This window comes from Limnoraphis robusta CS-951, assembly GCF_000972705.2.
Window position 1 is genome coordinate 1 of sequence record NZ_LATL02000253.1, and the last position, 15,977, is coordinate 15,977.

12 protein-coding genes are annotated in these 15,977 nt (G+C 41.9%); 7 read left to right on the forward strand and 5 right to left on the reverse strand.

Annotated features, from left to right (window positions below):
- The first annotated feature begins 13 nt into the window (after positions 1-13).
- The gene (locus WN50_RS21385; RefSeq protein WP_053221571.1) at positions 14-325 is read left to right on the forward strand and encodes a zinc ribbon domain-containing protein; all 312 of its coding nucleotides are present in this window, start codon (positions 14-16) and stop codon (positions 323-325) included.
- 125 nt (positions 326-450) lie between these two features.
- Here WN50_RS21385 and WN50_RS21390 read toward each other — a convergent pair whose 3' ends face one another.
- The 3 genes from WN50_RS21390 to WN50_RS21400 form a co-directional block, all read right to left on the reverse strand.
- A complete protein-coding gene (locus WN50_RS21390; protein WP_046276605.1) occupies positions 451-1,053 on the reverse strand; it encodes a pentapeptide repeat-containing protein in 603 nt (200 codons plus the stop codon).
- A gap of 98 nt (positions 1,054-1,151) precedes the next feature.
- Positions 1,152-2,558, reverse strand: a complete 1,407-nt coding sequence (locus tag WN50_RS21395) for an HD domain-containing phosphohydrolase (RefSeq protein WP_046276606.1) — start codon at positions 2,556-2,558, stop codon at positions 1,152-1,154.
- A gap of 253 nt (positions 2,559-2,811) precedes the next feature.
- Complete coding sequence (locus WN50_RS21400; RefSeq protein WP_046276607.1) at positions 2,812-3,897, reverse strand: PIN/TRAM domain-containing protein; 1,086 nt, start codon at positions 3,895-3,897, stop codon at positions 2,812-2,814.
- Positions 3,898-4,085: 188 nt separating this feature from the next.
- On the opposite strand from WN50_RS21400, the gene WN50_RS21405 reads away from it, so the two are divergent.
- A complete protein-coding gene (locus WN50_RS21405) occupies positions 4,086-4,412 on the forward strand; it encodes a hypothetical protein (RefSeq protein WP_425354833.1) in 327 nt (108 codons plus the stop codon).
- Here WN50_RS21405 and WN50_RS21410 read toward each other — a convergent pair.
- Positions 4,400-4,786 carry a VOC family protein gene (locus WN50_RS21410; RefSeq protein ID WP_046276608.1) on the reverse strand — a complete coding sequence of 129 codons (387 nt, stop codon included), beginning with the start codon at positions 4,784-4,786 and terminating at the stop codon, positions 4,400-4,402. The two genes, WN50_RS21405 and WN50_RS21410, sit on opposite strands and share 13 nt — an antisense overlap.
- Before the next feature lie 39 nt (positions 4,787-4,825).
- Here WN50_RS21410 and tftA point away from each other — a divergent pair, with 39 nt between their 5' ends.
- The 3 genes from tftA to WN50_RS21425 all read left to right on the forward strand — a co-directional run bounded on the left by tftA (position 4,826) and on the right by WN50_RS21425 (position 11,881).
- Complete coding sequence (gene tftA, locus WN50_RS21415; protein WP_046276609.1) at positions 4,826-6,187, forward strand: hormogonium tapered terminus morphoprotein TftA; 1,362 nt, start codon at positions 4,826-4,828, stop codon at positions 6,185-6,187.
- 346 nt (positions 6,188-6,533) lie between these two features.
- A complete protein-coding gene (locus WN50_RS21420; protein ID WP_049560675.1) occupies positions 6,534-8,213 on the forward strand; it encodes an AAA-like domain-containing protein in 1,680 nt (559 codons plus the stop codon).
- Positions 8,214-8,359: 146 nt separating this feature from the next.
- Positions 8,360-11,881, forward strand: a complete 3,522-nt coding sequence (locus WN50_RS21425) for a WD40 domain-containing protein (RefSeq protein ID WP_046276611.1) — start codon at positions 8,360-8,362, stop codon at positions 11,879-11,881.
- A gap of 77 nt (positions 11,882-11,958) precedes the next feature.
- Here the strand turns inward: WN50_RS21425 and WN50_RS21430 are convergent, their stop codons facing one another.
- A complete protein-coding gene (locus tag WN50_RS21430) occupies positions 11,959-12,735 on the reverse strand; it encodes a hypothetical protein (RefSeq protein WP_046276612.1) in 777 nt (258 codons plus the stop codon).
- 224 nt (positions 12,736-12,959) lie between these two features.
- Between WN50_RS21430 and cobA the strand changes: the two genes are divergently transcribed.
- Together cobA and WN50_RS21440 are read left to right on the forward strand one after the other, a co-directional pair.
- The gene (cobA, locus tag WN50_RS21435; protein WP_425354834.1) at positions 12,960-14,546 is read left to right on the forward strand and encodes a uroporphyrinogen-III C-methyltransferase; all 1,587 of its coding nucleotides are present in this window, start codon (positions 12,960-12,962) and stop codon (positions 14,544-14,546) included.
- Positions 14,547-14,583: 37 nt separating this feature from the next.
- On the forward strand, positions 14,584-15,795 hold the full coding sequence (locus WN50_RS21440; protein ID WP_046276614.1) for a trypsin-like peptidase domain-containing protein: 1,212 nt from the start codon (positions 14,584-14,586) through the stop codon (positions 15,793-15,795).
- Positions 15,796-15,977 lie beyond the last annotated feature (182 nt).

Here is a 15,977-nt window from a genome sequence, read left to right on the forward strand (position 1 = left end):
AACAGCAAGGCAAATGCTAACTTGGTCTCATTATCGGTTCAAGTTGCACTTGAAACAAGTAGCCAAGAAGCGTGGAGTTGCAGTAATTGATGTCAACGAATCTTATACTTCAAAGACCTGTACTAAGTGCGGACACCAGCACTCAAAACTAGGTGCCTCGAAGATATTCAAATGCCCCAGTTGCGGTCACGAACATGACAGAGACTGGGGCGGCGCACGGAACATTATGATTCGTGCTTTGAGGGACGGCTCCTTTGCTCTCAACCTATCGGTTGAAGGCATTGCCATCGCGTCAGATGTGTTTGTCCACAGATGTACAGCGTAACACCGTCAGGCACTGTAAAGCAAAAGCCTATGAATACTGCTGTTGAGACTCAGTATTCCTACGCAGAGTTAGACAATAAAAAATAGGCAATAGGCGGCGGGTTGATGTAGACTGTCCCCTATTCCCTATCTCCTGTTCTCTCTTAAGGGTGTTCCCTCCAAACAAGCACCGTTGAGATTGGTTCCTAACCATTGGGTTTGTTCGACAATGGCACAGAGTAAGTTAGCCCGTTCTAAGTTAGTTCCGCGTAACACAGCGCCACTCAGGTTCGCTTCTTCTAAATCAGCTTGTGATAAATCTGCTCCCGAGAGATTGGTATTTCTCAGGTCTGCTTGTTGTAAAATAGCTTGAGATAGGCTAACACCGCGTAAATCAGCCCCTCGCAAATCGACCCCCGTTAGATCCAACGCCCCACAACTGGCCCCGGTTAAAAATGCTCCGGCAAAACTGGCTTCTCGGACATCGGCATCTAATAAAATTGCACCCCGTAAATCAGCATTTCGCAAATCAGCCCCGACTAGATTAGCGCCCGTTAAGTCTGCTCCGCGTAAATTAGCCCGAAGGTTTGCTCCTTGTAAATTGGCACCGCTTAAACTCGCACCCGTTAAGTTAGCTTGAGACAAATCTGCATCGCTTAAGTCTGCGCCTGATAAGTCCGCACCCGCTAGGTACGCATAAGTCAGTTCTTTGAGTTTTCCCCGTCTAATAGCCGTTAAATCAAGATTCATAATTTTTTCAAATCAACGTTCAATCAGGAGTTCAGAAGTCGCAGAAGTTGAGAATTTCTAAATTCCGGTTAGTCCTGAACTTGTTTATAGATCAAACCTCAACTATTTGATCTAATCTGATGTGAGGGTGAGTTGTCCTCTAACCAAACATTCGGGAGTTGGGTGGGGAGTTGAGGTAACTGCATCAAGCCAATTTCTGACAGCCGAACCACTGTCGTTAGCGACTCGACTAACTCAGGATCAAAGCGAGTCCCGCTCAGTTGTTGACATTTTTCCAATGCTTCTGACAAACTCAACGCCGGACGATTTCCCCGAGGTTGAGTTAATTCTTGAAAATAAGACACTAATCCTAAAATTCGGGCTTTGATATTAATTTCTTCACCTTTCTGACCATCGGGTTTCCCGCTACCATCCCAATGTTCTAAATGATGAGCGACAATATCTTTAACGATCGCAAGTTCAGGCATCGCTTCTAACAGTCTAGCTCCAATCACCCCCCGTTCTTGCCAAAAAGCACGGGTTGAATCATCCATTTCTTCTGGCGTTTGGGTAAATACCTCTGGGGGTGCGGAAGCTAAACCAATGCGATACAGTAATCCCGCTAGGCGTAGACGTCGTAACTTAAGAGTGGGTAAATCTAAGAGTTGACCTAAAGTTTCGCACAAAGCCGACACTTGTAAGGAAGCACAGGGGTTATCTTTGTCTCGTTGATCAACTCGTTGTACCATTCTGAGGAAAGCTTGTAATTTATTGGCATTAATATTACGGCTGACTCGTTTGGCTTTATCTTCGAGTTCTCGGAGTTCTCGGGTTTGTCGATTGACGGCGATCAGTTCTTGTTGAGAGGTTTGTAGATAAGTAACGATACGGGAAACAACACCGCTCAAGTCAGAAACGCTTGTACTCGGAGTCGCGATAATTTCTTGGTGCTGCTGTTGGAGTCGGTTGGCTAAATCTGGGTTATAGGGATGGATGCGTTGAATTAAAATTTCCGCCGCCTGACGAACTGAGTTGCTGTCAAACGTCCATAATCCGTAAAATTTGCGTTCGGTGTCAGTCGTCGGTATCCCGTGCGGGAGATATTCTTCGTCTGAAAGTTCATAACACAGAACCATAGCCGTGTAGCCCGGAGCTAAAATAATCAGATTCCACTCCCAAACCAAGTCATCGCTAGGATCTAAGTTAATCAGCGATACATTGTCGAGTTGACCTGTACGATGATTGATAAATCCGCTATCGGGTAAAGCGGCGATCGCTACATGACGGCAACATTGACCAATATCAAAGTAGCGTTCAGCTTCTTGTAGATACCACTTTCCCTCTTGAAAGGTGACTAAAACAAGGGGTTGTTGGTTCGGTTCAGGACTGGAAGTTTGTAAAATATGGTCTTCTAAAGCATGGCACAGTGCCACTAAGGTGTTTTTATAGTAAACTCCAAAGCTTGAAGGTAGTTGACCGTTGGGCAATGTCGTTTTGAGCTGGTTTAAGGTGGATTCTGGATTCATTATTCGACAGGCGATCCCGACTTTTCTTTAAATCTTAGCGAGAATTGATCCCTTGGAAGATCGGGTTTGGAAAATTTGCAATCTGATCAAGTTCAGACTGGGCTGAGTTGATTCAGCAACAGTGTAGCTCAAAAAACAATATTAAGCTGGCTTGGGCGATTTTTGATCTCATAAAAAAAAACGACGATCAGACGAGATCGCCGTGTATTGAGTCGTTTGTCGTTGAGTTCTGCTCATAATAGGGTTCTATCGGTCAACCCTGGGCCATAACAGATTGTTCGGGCCGAGCAAAAATCATCCGTCCCGCAGAAGTTTGTAAGGAACTGGTAACGATGACTCTGACTTGATCGCCAACATAGTCACTACCCGCTTCTACGACAACCATCGTTCCATCCTCTAGATAGCCAATTCCTTGAGAGGGTTCCTTGCCTTCTTTACGAATTTTTAAGTCGATGCTATCTCCGGGTAAGTAGTTAGGGCGTACCGCTTGAGTCAAATCGTTAATGTTTAATACCGGGATTTGCTGCACGGTTGCCACTTGAGAGAGGTTGTAATCGTTAGTCAGCAATGTGGCATTGATTTCTAGAGCTAATCGCACTAACTTAGCATCAACGGTTTGTACATCTTCATAGTCCGCCGGATGAATTTGAATGCGATCGGGATAGTTGTCTCGAATTTGATTTAAAATCTCTAATCCTCGGCGTCCACGCGCTCGTTTTTGGTCGTTGGCTGCATCTGCAACCAGTTGTAACTCTTGCAAAATGAAGCCAGGGACTAAGATTTGTCCTTCCAGAAAACCTGTTTCTAATAACTTTTCTACTCGACCGTCAATAATACAACTTGTATCGAGAATTTTGCTGGAAGCTGGTTTGAGTGTTCCTTCAGCCAGCAACATACTCTCTAAACTGTTGGGATTGATCAGTCGCAAAAAGGCACGTCCATGTGTATCTGCCAGGTTCACTCCGGTAAACCCTAACATCACACTGAATAACACCGCCACTAACGGCTTGATAAAACCAAATTCTCTCGGAATTGGAAACAGAAATAAGGGTGCTAGCAGTAGGTTAGCCACCAACAGCCCCACGACTAAGCCAATGGCACGAGTCAGCAGTACGTCAAGGGGCATCTGTCGGACTTGCTCTTCGAGTCGGCGGTAGGTGGTTTGAACCACTAAGCCTAGCACTCCTCCGATCAGGGCGGTGAATGCAGCCGTGACTGAGCGCAGTCCCTCGATATTGGTGACTTGCTCCAATACATTGTAAGGAAGCAGTTCAATACCATAGAAGCCCATTCCTGCGCCCGCTAGTATGAATAGAATGATAATGATTGCATCTAGCATTACTGTAAGCTAATAAAATGGATAGGGATTCCCCTATGGGAATTTTGTGTAAGTTTTCGTTCTATTATATCGTTCTATTGAATCGGACTGTTTTCCTGATTGTGTGGGGTAAACCCAACACTCAACACCCAATACCCTACACCCTAAACAGTAAAGCTTCACAGTTTTGTATCATATTCTTAACGAGCTTGCGTAGCGAACTGGCGATGAGACTTTGGCGATTTTGGTGGCAAACCCTTGTACTGTCTACTCAATACAATCCGCCTCAATTTGTAGAGGTGGTGATGTTAATGCTGGCGATCATTTTGCTGGGATTTTGGAGTCTAACGGGAGATTTGCCTTATTTAGTGCTGTGTCTGAGTTATGTCGTCGGTTCTTCTACCTCGATGTTGGTGCGACTCGCTATAGCTCCCCAAACTCGTTTTCACGTTACGCAAGTGATCGCCGTCGTGTTAATATTAATCAGCCTCTACACCTTGATCGATCTGATGCTTTCTGTGGCTCAACAATTTTGATTGCCAAAAGACTGATGTAAAATTAAACGATTCCCCATCGGATCATAAGCGTATATTTCCCGACCATGAGAAGCGGTTAAAATGTCTCCCGGTGGTGGATATCCCAGGTGAGACAACATAGCGATCGCCTCTTCTAAATTCATCACTTCCAAACACAGGCTGATTCCTGTATTCGCCTGATGTATAAACTCACTCACCTGGGTAGATTTGGGTTGAAAAATCCCGAGTTTCAAACCGGGAAGCTGAAATTCTGTATAAATCTCTGGAATAGAAGACTGAGGTTGAATGCCTAATAATTGACTATAAAACTCAACCAAAACCTGGATATCTGTCGCTGCTAGCGTGACAAAGGCATTAAAGCAGTGTACAACCATAATGGCAAAATCGCTAAATCTAACGCTTAAATTGTAAAGATGGGACGAATCTTTTTATCCGCAGGTCATGGTGGGTTTGAAAACGGTGTTCGAGATCCGGGCGTCGTTGCAGGGGGAACCACTGAAGCCCAAGAAATGATTTCAATTCGTGACTTGGTGGGGGCTGAACTGCGATCGCTTAATTTTCAAGTGTACGTGGTTCCTGATGATTTGTCTCAAGCCGAGACGATTGACTGGATTAACTCTTATTCTCGTTCGGGTGATGTGGCGTTAGAGTTGCAGACAGGTGGCTCATCTAATCCCAGTATACGAGGTGTCACGGTTTTTTATATTGCTCACAATGTCGAACGTCAAAAGGATGCACAACAGCTTTTGATGGCGTTATTGCGGCGAGTTCCTCAATTTCCCAGTCGCGGAACGAAACCGGATACTGAAACGGGGTTAGGGCGTTTAATTTTTTGTCGGTGGATTACTATTCCTTCTTTATACATTGAAATTGGTTTTTTAACTAATCCTCAAGATCGAGCTTTAATTCAATCGCGACGGCGAGATATTGCTAAAGGAATTGCTGAGGGAATACTCATCTGGATTCAAAAAGAACAGATTACTCCGGCTCCTCCCGTTCCGTCAAATGTTACAGTTTATGGTTCGATTGGGATTAAAATTAACGGTCAATCTTATGGAGAAGGGGGAATTTTAATTCAGGGAAATTCTTATATTCCTATTGATTTAGTGGATCGCCTGGGAATTAATTTAGCTCAACTGGCTCGGGCGCGTCGGGTGCGATATCGAAATATTGTTTATTTGCGAACGATTGACTTGAGAGGTTTGGGAATTTCTGTGACTTGGGATAATCCGAATCGGACAGTTGTTTTACGGTCTTTTTCCCGTGTGTATGCTGAGAAAATTGACCTAATTATGGGTAATGGAATCGCCACAGAAGTGCAATTAATTTATTTTTTGAAAGCGTCAAATCCTCTAGCTCTGTATCCATTTCCTGAGTTGGTTCATTTGTATCAAGAAGAAGCCAATATCGAAGGGGTTAATTATGATATTGCCTTTTGTCAGATGTGTTTAGAAACGGAATTTTTGCGATTTGGCGGTGAGGTGAAAGCGGCTCAAAATAATTTTGCTGGACTGGGAACGCTTGCGGGGGCGGCAGAAACGGCTTGTTTTGCGACGCCAAGATTGGGCGTCCGGGCGCATATTCAACACTTAAAAGCTTATGCCAGTACCGAACCTTTAGTACAAGAAGTTATCGACCCGAGATTTCATTTTGTTACCCGAGGAATTGCTCCTTCTGTACTGCAATTAAGTGGACGTTGGTCAGATGATTTGCAATATGGAAATCGGATTTTAGCCCTGATGCAACGTCTTTATGAAGTCTCTGGTGTGTTGTAGTGAAAAATGACTTTAACTTTTAAATCGCAAAACAATGTATTATCAATCACCAAACTGGGGATGAAATGGCGAAAAAAATCAAAAATATAGCCGTTAATTACAGCAAAAATTAGAGGTTTTTTTTGGCTGGCTGTTTTAAATCCATAAATTTTATTTACAGAGTTAAAGATCTGGTATACAATAGATGGAAACTCACAAAATGAATAATAACTATAAAAAAATCATCATCTGCAAAATCGGGATGCACAATTGAATAAAACTTCTACGAACGCCGATTTTTCAACACATAAGTTTAGATTAACCCTTTACTAGACTCATGCCGTCAATCCAACATCAGTCACCTCTCATGTGTTCTGTTCATCGAGACTCTCAACTCATCGAACAACCCGGCGGGCCTATCCCTCCTTTTTCAACGGTATATATCGAGCGTCCACCCCTAGAAAAACAAGCCAAAGAAGCCATTGAACAACCGGGGTGTTTACTGCGGATCAAAAGCCCTCGAAAAATGGGAAAAACTTCCCTAATTCTTCAGCTAAAAACTCATGCAATTGCCTTAGGATATCGGGTTGTTCATCTAGATTTTAGGCAGGTCGATTCAAGTCTTTTAACAGACTTAAACTCCTTTTTGCGGTGGTTGTGTAAAAGTCTCAGTTATCAACTCAAACTGGAATGTGAACTCGATGACTATTGGGACGAAGATATAGGCGGCAAAGTCAGTTGTACTTCCTACCTGTACAACAGTATTTTAGAACGGCTTGAAACACCGCTATTACTCATTCTCAGCGAAATAGATCGCTTATTTGAATCTCCGCAAATTTACCAAGATTTTTTACCTTTATTGCGTTCTTGGTATGAAGAAGCAAAACAAGAAGAAACCGCTCAAAAACTGAGGTTGGTTTTAACCCATTCTACAGAAATTTATGTCCCTTTAAAAATCAATCAATCTCCCTTTAACGTTGGCTTGGTTCTACAACTTCCCCGGTTTAATTTAGAACAAACTAAAGCCTTAGTTCACTGCTATGGATTCTCATCAACTCTAAGCAAAACCATTGCTGACCAACTCTACCAATGGGTAAACGGACATCCCTATTTAACCCAACTGGCTTTGTATCATCTACTCAAACAAACTGAAAGCAACTCACAGGCACCAGATATACAACTCGCTCATATAATACATGAATCCGCAACACCATCGGGAATTTATAGCGACCATTTGCGAAGTTGTTTAATCTACTTAAAAGACAATCAAGAACTCGCAAGCGCTTTTCAATACGTTGTTGAAATCGATGATGCCATTATACTCGACCCCATTATAGCCTATCGATTAGAAAGCGTCGGACTGGTAAAACTTCTCGGGAATCAGGTTATTTGTAGTTGTGAACTTTATCGTCAATACTTTAGCACCTACAAACTCGACACCATAAATGAACATCCATTAATGAACCGTCTCAGAGAACTCGAAGAAGAAAATCAAACTTTAAAACGCCTCTCCGAAACCGATGAATTAACCGGACTGGCTAATCGTCGTTGGTTTAATCGCACTATTGAACAAGAATGGCAACGGTTAGGAAATCAAGGCAACCCCCTATCACTTATTCTGATAGATATCGATCATTTTAAAGTCTATAACGATCTTTATGGTCATCCAGCAGGAGATGTTTGTTTACAAAGAGTCGCTAAAACTTTAGAAGAATGCGTTAACTATTCAACAGATTTGGTTTGTCGCTACGGAGGAGAAGAATTTGTAATTTTGCTCTCTCGGAGTAACAATCAGGGTGCGATGGAAGTCGCTCAACGTGTTCAACAACAAATAAAAGCTTTACATATGAGCGTTGAAAATCCTCGGGTGATTTGCTTTCCCGAGAACATTGTTACTGTTAGTATCGGGGTCGCTACTATTATACCTTCATCACAATTTAATTGGCTACAACTTATAGAAGCTGCTGATAAAGCTCTCTATAAATCTAAGAAAACAGGACGCAATCGTATTACTGTCAGTGAAGCATTTAACGAGTTCAATGAGTGACCGTTTTGATCAACTTGGAGGTAGTAAATAGTAGGTTGGGTTGAGGAACGAAACCCAAATGTTAGTAAATAGTAGGTGGGGTTGAGGAACGAAACCCAAATGTTAGAAGCTTCTGTATACTGTTAGTGAAGCATTTAACGAGTTCAATGAATGACCGTTTTTATCAAGTTGGGGGAAGTTTAAGAGTTGGCATAGAAACCTATGTCGAACGACAAGCCGATACTGACCTTTATCAAGCTCTAAAAGCGGGAGAATTTTGCTATGTATTCAACGCCCGTCAAATGGGAAAATCTTCCCTTTTATGTCAGACTCGTTACCGACTGCAACAGGAAAATATTCGCTCATCGTTTATAGATATTACCCGAATTGGTAGTAATGATGTTACACCCATTCAATGGTATAGAGGGATGATTTCTGAACTCTGGCGGGGATTTAATTTGCCCAAACGTGCAACTTTAAAAACTTGGTTGCAAACTCAAGAGGGTTTATCTGGCTTACAACAACTCAGCCATTTTATTGAAGATATTTTATTGTCTGAACTTTCCGAAGAAAAATTGGTTATTTTTGTCGATGAAATTGATAGCATTCTGAGTCTAAATTTTCAGGTTGATGACTTGTTTGCACTGATTCGTTTTTGCTACAACCAACGGGCTGTTAATTCCGAATATAATCGCCTGACTTTTGCTTTGTTTGGAGTCGCCACACCTTCCGATTTAATTCGGGACAAAACTCGCACCCCGTTTAATCTCGGAAAAGCGATTAATTTGGATAATTTGAGTCTGGATAAATCTACCAGTCTCTCCGAAGGATTTTCGGTGTCTACAGCAAAGGCTAAGGCAATTTTAGCGGAGGTTTTTCACTGGACAAATGGACAACCCTTTTTAACTCAAAAGTTGTGTTATCTTGTTCAAGGAAAATTAGAAGAAATCTCTATAAAAGAGCCAGAATCAGCCCTAGAATATATTAGTCCAGAGCGCTTTGTTTCGGAAATTGTGCGATCGCAGATTATTGAAAATTGGGAATTTCAAGACGAACCCGAACACCTGAGAACCATTCGCGATCGCCTGTTATACCATCGCCAGCAAGTCGGACGAATTTTAGGAATTTATCAACAAATCTTGCGGGGAGACAATATTAAATCAGATGAAAGCAGAGAACAAATTGAGTTATTGTTATCGGGGTTGGTGATTAAACAAAATAGCAGTTTGCAAGTCAGAAATCCCATTTATGGCGAAGTTTTTAACCTTCAATGGGTAAACCAACAGCTTCAGAATTTGCGACCCTATTCGCAAGCGTTTGATGCTTGGATCGCTTCGGAAAAAAACGACGAATCTCGTTTATTAAGTGGACAGGCTTTGCGAGATGCTCAAACTTGGATGCAGGGTAAAAGTCTGAGTAATTTAGATTATCAATTCTTGGCGGCTAGCGAGGAAAGCGATCGCCAAAAAACTCAGCTAGCCTACGAAGCCGAACGCGCTAAAATTATAGAAACCCAACTCAAACAAGAGCGTAAAAATGCTAGATTACAACGTTACTTGCTCGGTTCCATAAGTATAGGCTTTTTGGTCGCCGTTGGCTCGGGATTGATCGCATTTAATCAACGTCAGCAAGCCCTCCAACGGGAACAGCAAGCCACCATGCAAGAAATTCAAGCCTTAATTGACTCCTCAGAAGGACTGTTTACCTCTCAAAATCGCTTAAAGAGTTTGGCAACCGCAATTAAAGCAAAACGGCGATTAAAAAACCTCAAAACTATTCCATCCGCTCTCGATAAAAACGTGACAGAAATATTGCGTCAGACTACTTTAGGAACCACAGAATTTAATCGTTTGCTGAGTCATCAGGGTGTGGTTGTTGGAGTTGATACGAGTCCAGACGGTGAAATTATCGCCACAGGAAGTAGCGATAGAAGCATTAAACTTTGGAATCGTCACGGTCAGTTACTTAATAGTTTAGAACACGATGGTACGGTTTTCGCGTTGAGTTTTAGTCCCGATAATCAAACCCTTGTTTCTGCGACTACACTCGGTACAATTTATCTTTGGAATCCTCGGGGAAAACTGCTTAGAAAATTCTCGGCTCATCAAGGTGCAATTTGGAATGTTAGTATAAGTCCAGATGGTAAAATGTTCGCCTCAGCCAGTGGAGATACAACCGTTAAACTCTGGAATTTAGAAGGTAAACTTCTCAACACTTTTACAGGAAATTCAACTTCCATTTGGGGAGTTGCCTTCCATCCTGAGGGAAATATGATTGCCTCGGCAAGTCTGGATGGAACAGTTAAACTTTGGAGGCTGAATGGTCAACAAATTATAACTATAAAAGCCCACAAAGCACCCGTTTGGGATGTCAAATTTACTCGGTTAAAAGATGCAAACGGACAGAATAATCCGATTATTGTTTCCGCAGGTGGAGATAACACGATTAAACTCTGGACAACTGATGGCAAGTTAATTAAAACCTTAGAAGGTCATCAAGGTGAAGTCATGGAAATTGAGATGAGTTCAGACGGAAATCAAATTGCTTCTGTGAGTGGGGATAAAACGGTAAGACTCTGGACAACAGAGGGAAATCTATTAAAAACTTTTAAAGGACATCAATCTACAATTCGAGCGGTAGCATTTGCTGAAGATGATCGAACCCTGATTTCGGGTAGCGATGATAATACAATTCGTTTCTGGAAAGCAAAAAATCCCTTTTATCAAGCTTTTAGCGGAAACGCAGGAACAATTTGGCAACTCGAATTTAGTGGGGATGGTGAAACTTTAGCATCGGGAAATTCTAGTAATACGCTAAAATTATGGTCAACCGATGGGAAATTACAACAAACAATAGAGGGAAGAAGAATTAGTTTTGCATCAACTCAAAATTCTACTTCGGGTTTAGAAGATCTACGCACCATCGCAAAAACTGGCGGTACAATAGAGTTTTGGAGTTCGGGTCAACGGATCAACTCTTTCCCCGCTCATTCTAGTCAAATTTGGGATTTGTCCTGGAGTTCTGATGGTCAAATCTTAGCATCTAGCAGTGATGATAAAACCGCAAAGTTATGGAATGTAGACGGTGATTTAATTACAACTTTAATTGGACACAAAGCCAGGGTTTATAGAGTTAAATTTTCCCCCGATAATCAGACGGTTATAACATTGAGTGAAGATGGAACCGCTAAACTGTGGAAAACAGATGGTACTCTAGTGAAAACCTTAAACGGTCATAATAATTCAGCTTGGGGACTTGATATTAGCCCGGATGGTGAAATCATTGCAACAGCGAGTTTAGATGATACGGTGAAACTCTGGAAACTCGACGGTACACTCCTACAAACTTTTAAAGGAGAATGTCGGGGAATAGCTTCGGTTAATTTTAGTCCCGATGGTCAAACATTAGCAATGGGTTGTGGAGATGGTTCGGTGAAAGTGTTAAAAATAGATGGAACTGAGATAGTTAAACTGAAAATTCACGAGAGTAATGTTTGGGATGTTGCTTTCAGTCCCGACGGTGGATTTATTGCTTCTGGTGGAGAGGATCAGACTGTGATTTTATGGAATTTAGACGAAATTTTTAACTTGGATGAACTTCCTTACGCTTGCAATTTTGTTAAAGATTATCTACAAAATAGTTCGGAAGTTGAAGACAGCGATCGCACTTTATGTGATGGGGTAAATTAAAACCTCTCCCCCAATTCCTGATAGGAGAAGTAAAAACCCGGTTTCTTAGAGAAACCGGGTTTTTGGGTCAAAGCCAATTAAGCCTCTTTAAAAAATCGGACAATTTCGCGGACATGACTGAGAACTTCGCTATCGGTTGTCAGTTGAGAAATGGCATTTTCAGCATCTCTGGCTAACTTTTGATGTTCGGCTTGGTTGCTGGATTTTAACTGTTTTAAATCTGCCGAAAGTTTCTCTAAATCTCTTTCTTGAACTTCCCAACGTTTAACCTGTTGAGAAATAAATGAATTGGGATTATTCGCATCAAGTAAAGCTTCTAATTCTTTTACTTTATACTCAATAACGGCAAAGCGATCGCGAAGTTCTAAAACATCTTCTCGCGGATAAGAAAACTCTCGCCGAACCATCGCTAAACGGGCTGCTAAATATTGATAAGCACGTATCGCGGGACGCAAAACCGTTAATAACAATGCCGCACCCGAACCAATATAACCAACCACACTAATTCCAGCTAAAGCTAAGGCATAAAGTCCGACTGTAGAAATGATATGTAATCCAATGGCAACCCACAGTGAACGACGAGCAACGAGCTTAACATATTTGAGTTGTTTGTCATCAATTTTGATTGCTTTTTTGACAGAATCTTCAGCTTCAGCGAGAACTTCCTTCGCATCAAAATGAATATTCCAGGGAACAGTCACAATTAATAATAACCACCAAAATGTCGCGCCGCCAATTACCCAGTCTAAAAAATTACCTGTCGGAATGTTTAACCATTGTAAAATCCCAAAACAGAAAAGAACCAATAGAAAAAGTCCCACACCAAATCCCGCAAAATTAACTGAGTTTCTCATAGTTGAATGCTAATCAATTCAGATGTTTAAATTATGTCGAGCTGATTTCAGTTTCCAGACAATCATGTGACAGTTCTCTAAGTTTCATAGTTGTGACAATTGTACAATTGGATGCTAACCTATAAAAAATGTAGGGAGCGCAAGATTGCACAAAAAATGAATAAATATAAAGGTCATTGTGACAATTTAACAATTGGATGTTAACGTCAAAAAAACGGTTAAAAATGAATATAAACGTCAAAATAGAAATGAAAACCTCAAAACCAGGAAAAGTTTATTTGGTGGGTGCAGGATTAGGAGATGTCGCTTATCTAACTGTGCGATCGCATCAACTTTTGACCCAAGCTGAAGTCATCGTTTATGATGCTTTGGTTGATGATTCTATCTTGCAACTGATTCCAACAAATTGCCTAAAACTTGATGTCGGTAAACGAGGCGGAAAACCCAGCACTCCCCAGGCTGAAATTAATCAGCTTTTAGTCAAATATTGTCAGCAAGGAAAACAAGTTTTGCGACTCAAAGGCGGTGATCCGTTTATTTTTGGACGGACAACAGGGGAAATTCAAGCCTTAATTGCAGCCAATTGTGCCTTTGAAGTTGTTCCCGGTATTTCTTCGGCATTGGCGGCGCCGCTACTGGCTGGAATTCCCCTAACCGATGTAATGATCAGTCGTTGTTTTGCCGTATTAACCGCTCACGAACCTGAAGTAATAGACTGGAAAACGGTTGCAAAAATTGAGACGTTAGTGATTTTAATGGGAAGTCGGAATCTAATAGAAATTATCCAGCAATTACAACAAAATGGGCGATCGCCTCAAACCCCAATTGCCATTATCCGCGAAGGAGGACGTCCTCAACAACAGGTTTGGGTGGGAACTTTAAGCGATATGATTGAAAAGACAGCTAACTATTCTCTTTCCCCTTGCGTTATTGTTGTCGGAGAAGTGGTACGATTACGAAATTTCCTACAATCTCCTGTCTATTCTATGCCCAATTCTCAAAAACCTCTTTCTGCAAAAACCATTTTAGTCACTCGTGCGGAAGGACAATCGAGTAAATTTTCCCAACTGTTAACCGCAGAAGGGGCAACGGTGATCGAAATGCCTGCTTTAGTGATTGGCCCGCCTTCGAGTTGGGCGGCTTTAGATGAAGCGATCGCTCATTTTGATGCAACTTCTCCAGGTTATTTTAATTGGTTAATTCTCACGTCTGCAAATGGGGTTAATTTCTTTTTTGAACGATTGAAAACCCACCAAAAAGATACTCGCGCCCTCGCTCAAACTCAAATCGCCGTTGTGGGGAAAAAAACGGCTGACAGTTTAAAACAATACGGACTAAAACCGGATTTTATCCCCCCGGATTTTGTGGCTGATTCTTTAGTTTCTCATTTTCCTGAGTCCCTAGCGGGAAAACGAATTTTGTTTCCTAGAGTAGAAACTGGGGGGCGAGATGTGTTAGTACAGGAGTTAACCCAACAAGGTGCGGAGGTGGTGGAAGTTCCGGCTTATGAGTCTAGATGTCCTGATGCGATCGCTCCTGATGTATTAGAGGCTTTGCAACAGCATAAAATTGATGTGATTACTTTTGCGAGTTCTAAAACTGTGAAGAATTTTTGTGATTTAATTGCATCAATTGGGCAGAATCTATTAGAGGGAGTTTGTATTGCTTCTATTGGGCCGCAAACCTCGGAAACTTGTTACCGTTTGTTAGGCCGCTTGGATATTGAAGCAAAAGAATATACTTTAGAAGGGTTAACTGAGGCGATTGTTGCCTGGGAATTGGGACAGAGAACTATTCAGGGTAATTCTTAAGACCAAAAAATTGATATTCTCCCTTGGGGGTGAAACTATGAGTTTTAATCGATTTCAACAAAGTGATTTAACACAGATTTTGTTAGGGACAATAACGGTTGCGGCTATAGTGATTAGCCAGCAGCAGATTGTTGTCGCAAAATCGGCTCAAGAAGTCGCGGAAATTGCTGCATTAATTACCGTACAAATTAATAGTACCTTGGGCGATGGATCGGGTGTAATTATCGCCAAAGCTGGTCAGAAATACACGGTTTTGACGGTGAATCATGTGGTTGAAGATGCGAGTACCGATTACAGTATTCGCACCCATGACGGCGAAAATCATTTAGTTAAACAGGTGATTCGCCTACAAACTGATAACACAGAACCAGATTTAGCAATTGTTGAGTTTGAGAGTAATTCTGATTACACAGTGGCGATGTTAGGGGATTCTGAACAGGCTGTAATTGGCGCTCAAATTTATGTTTATGGATATCCGGCGACGGGAGGATTAACGGGGGCGGAACGAGAACCTGAACTCTCACCGGGATTAGTCACCAGTCGCCCAAAAAGTCGCCCAGAAGGATACAATTTGCGCTATCAAGCTGTTACTTGGAGCGGCATGAGTGGCGGCCCTGTGTTTGATGCGGCGGGGCGTGTGGTGGGTTTACACGGACAAGGGGAGTTTGGATTTGCTCAAACCAGTTCCGGTGATGTGGCACCGATTAAAACGGGATTTAATGCGGCAATTCCGATTAATTTATTTATTCGACAGTTATCAGAAACTCAATTAAAACTTGAGGATATTCAGTTCGATGACACGCCAACAACGGCGACTGATTCGACGTTATCGCTGGATAATCCTGCTGATGCGAAAACCTTCTTTTTTCGAGGTTTAACGTTTTTAGATCAGGGCTATGCTTGGGAGGCGATTGAGGATTTTAATCAAGCCTTGAAACATGATCCGAATCTCCCCGAAGCTTATTTTAATTTGGGTTTGGCTCGAACTGTATTAGCGGCTAATTTTACCTCAGAAGTGGGAACCGTTCGCGGTTCAAATCCGATTCCTGATTATACCGAAGCGATTCGTTTAAATCCTGGTTATGCTGATGCTTATTATAATCGGGGGTTGGCTTATTTAGAGCTAAAAAAGTTGGATTTGGCGATCGCAGATTTTAAACAAGCCGCCCAACTGTATCGCCAACTCGGACGAGAAGCTTCCTATCGAGATGCAGTTAATCGCATTCAGGAACTTGAAACCTCTATGTAACTAATGTAATAATTCAAATGGGAAAGAACGACAGTCTCCAGAATCTTGATTTCTGGATTTTTTTGCCTTTTTTGAAGATTTAGCTATAGTAGAATTAGAGAACGGTGAGGTGCAGTCTGTCAAATTGCAAACAGATTGTATATCATCAGATCACTGAGGATGGAATTCTACCCCAAAATTTG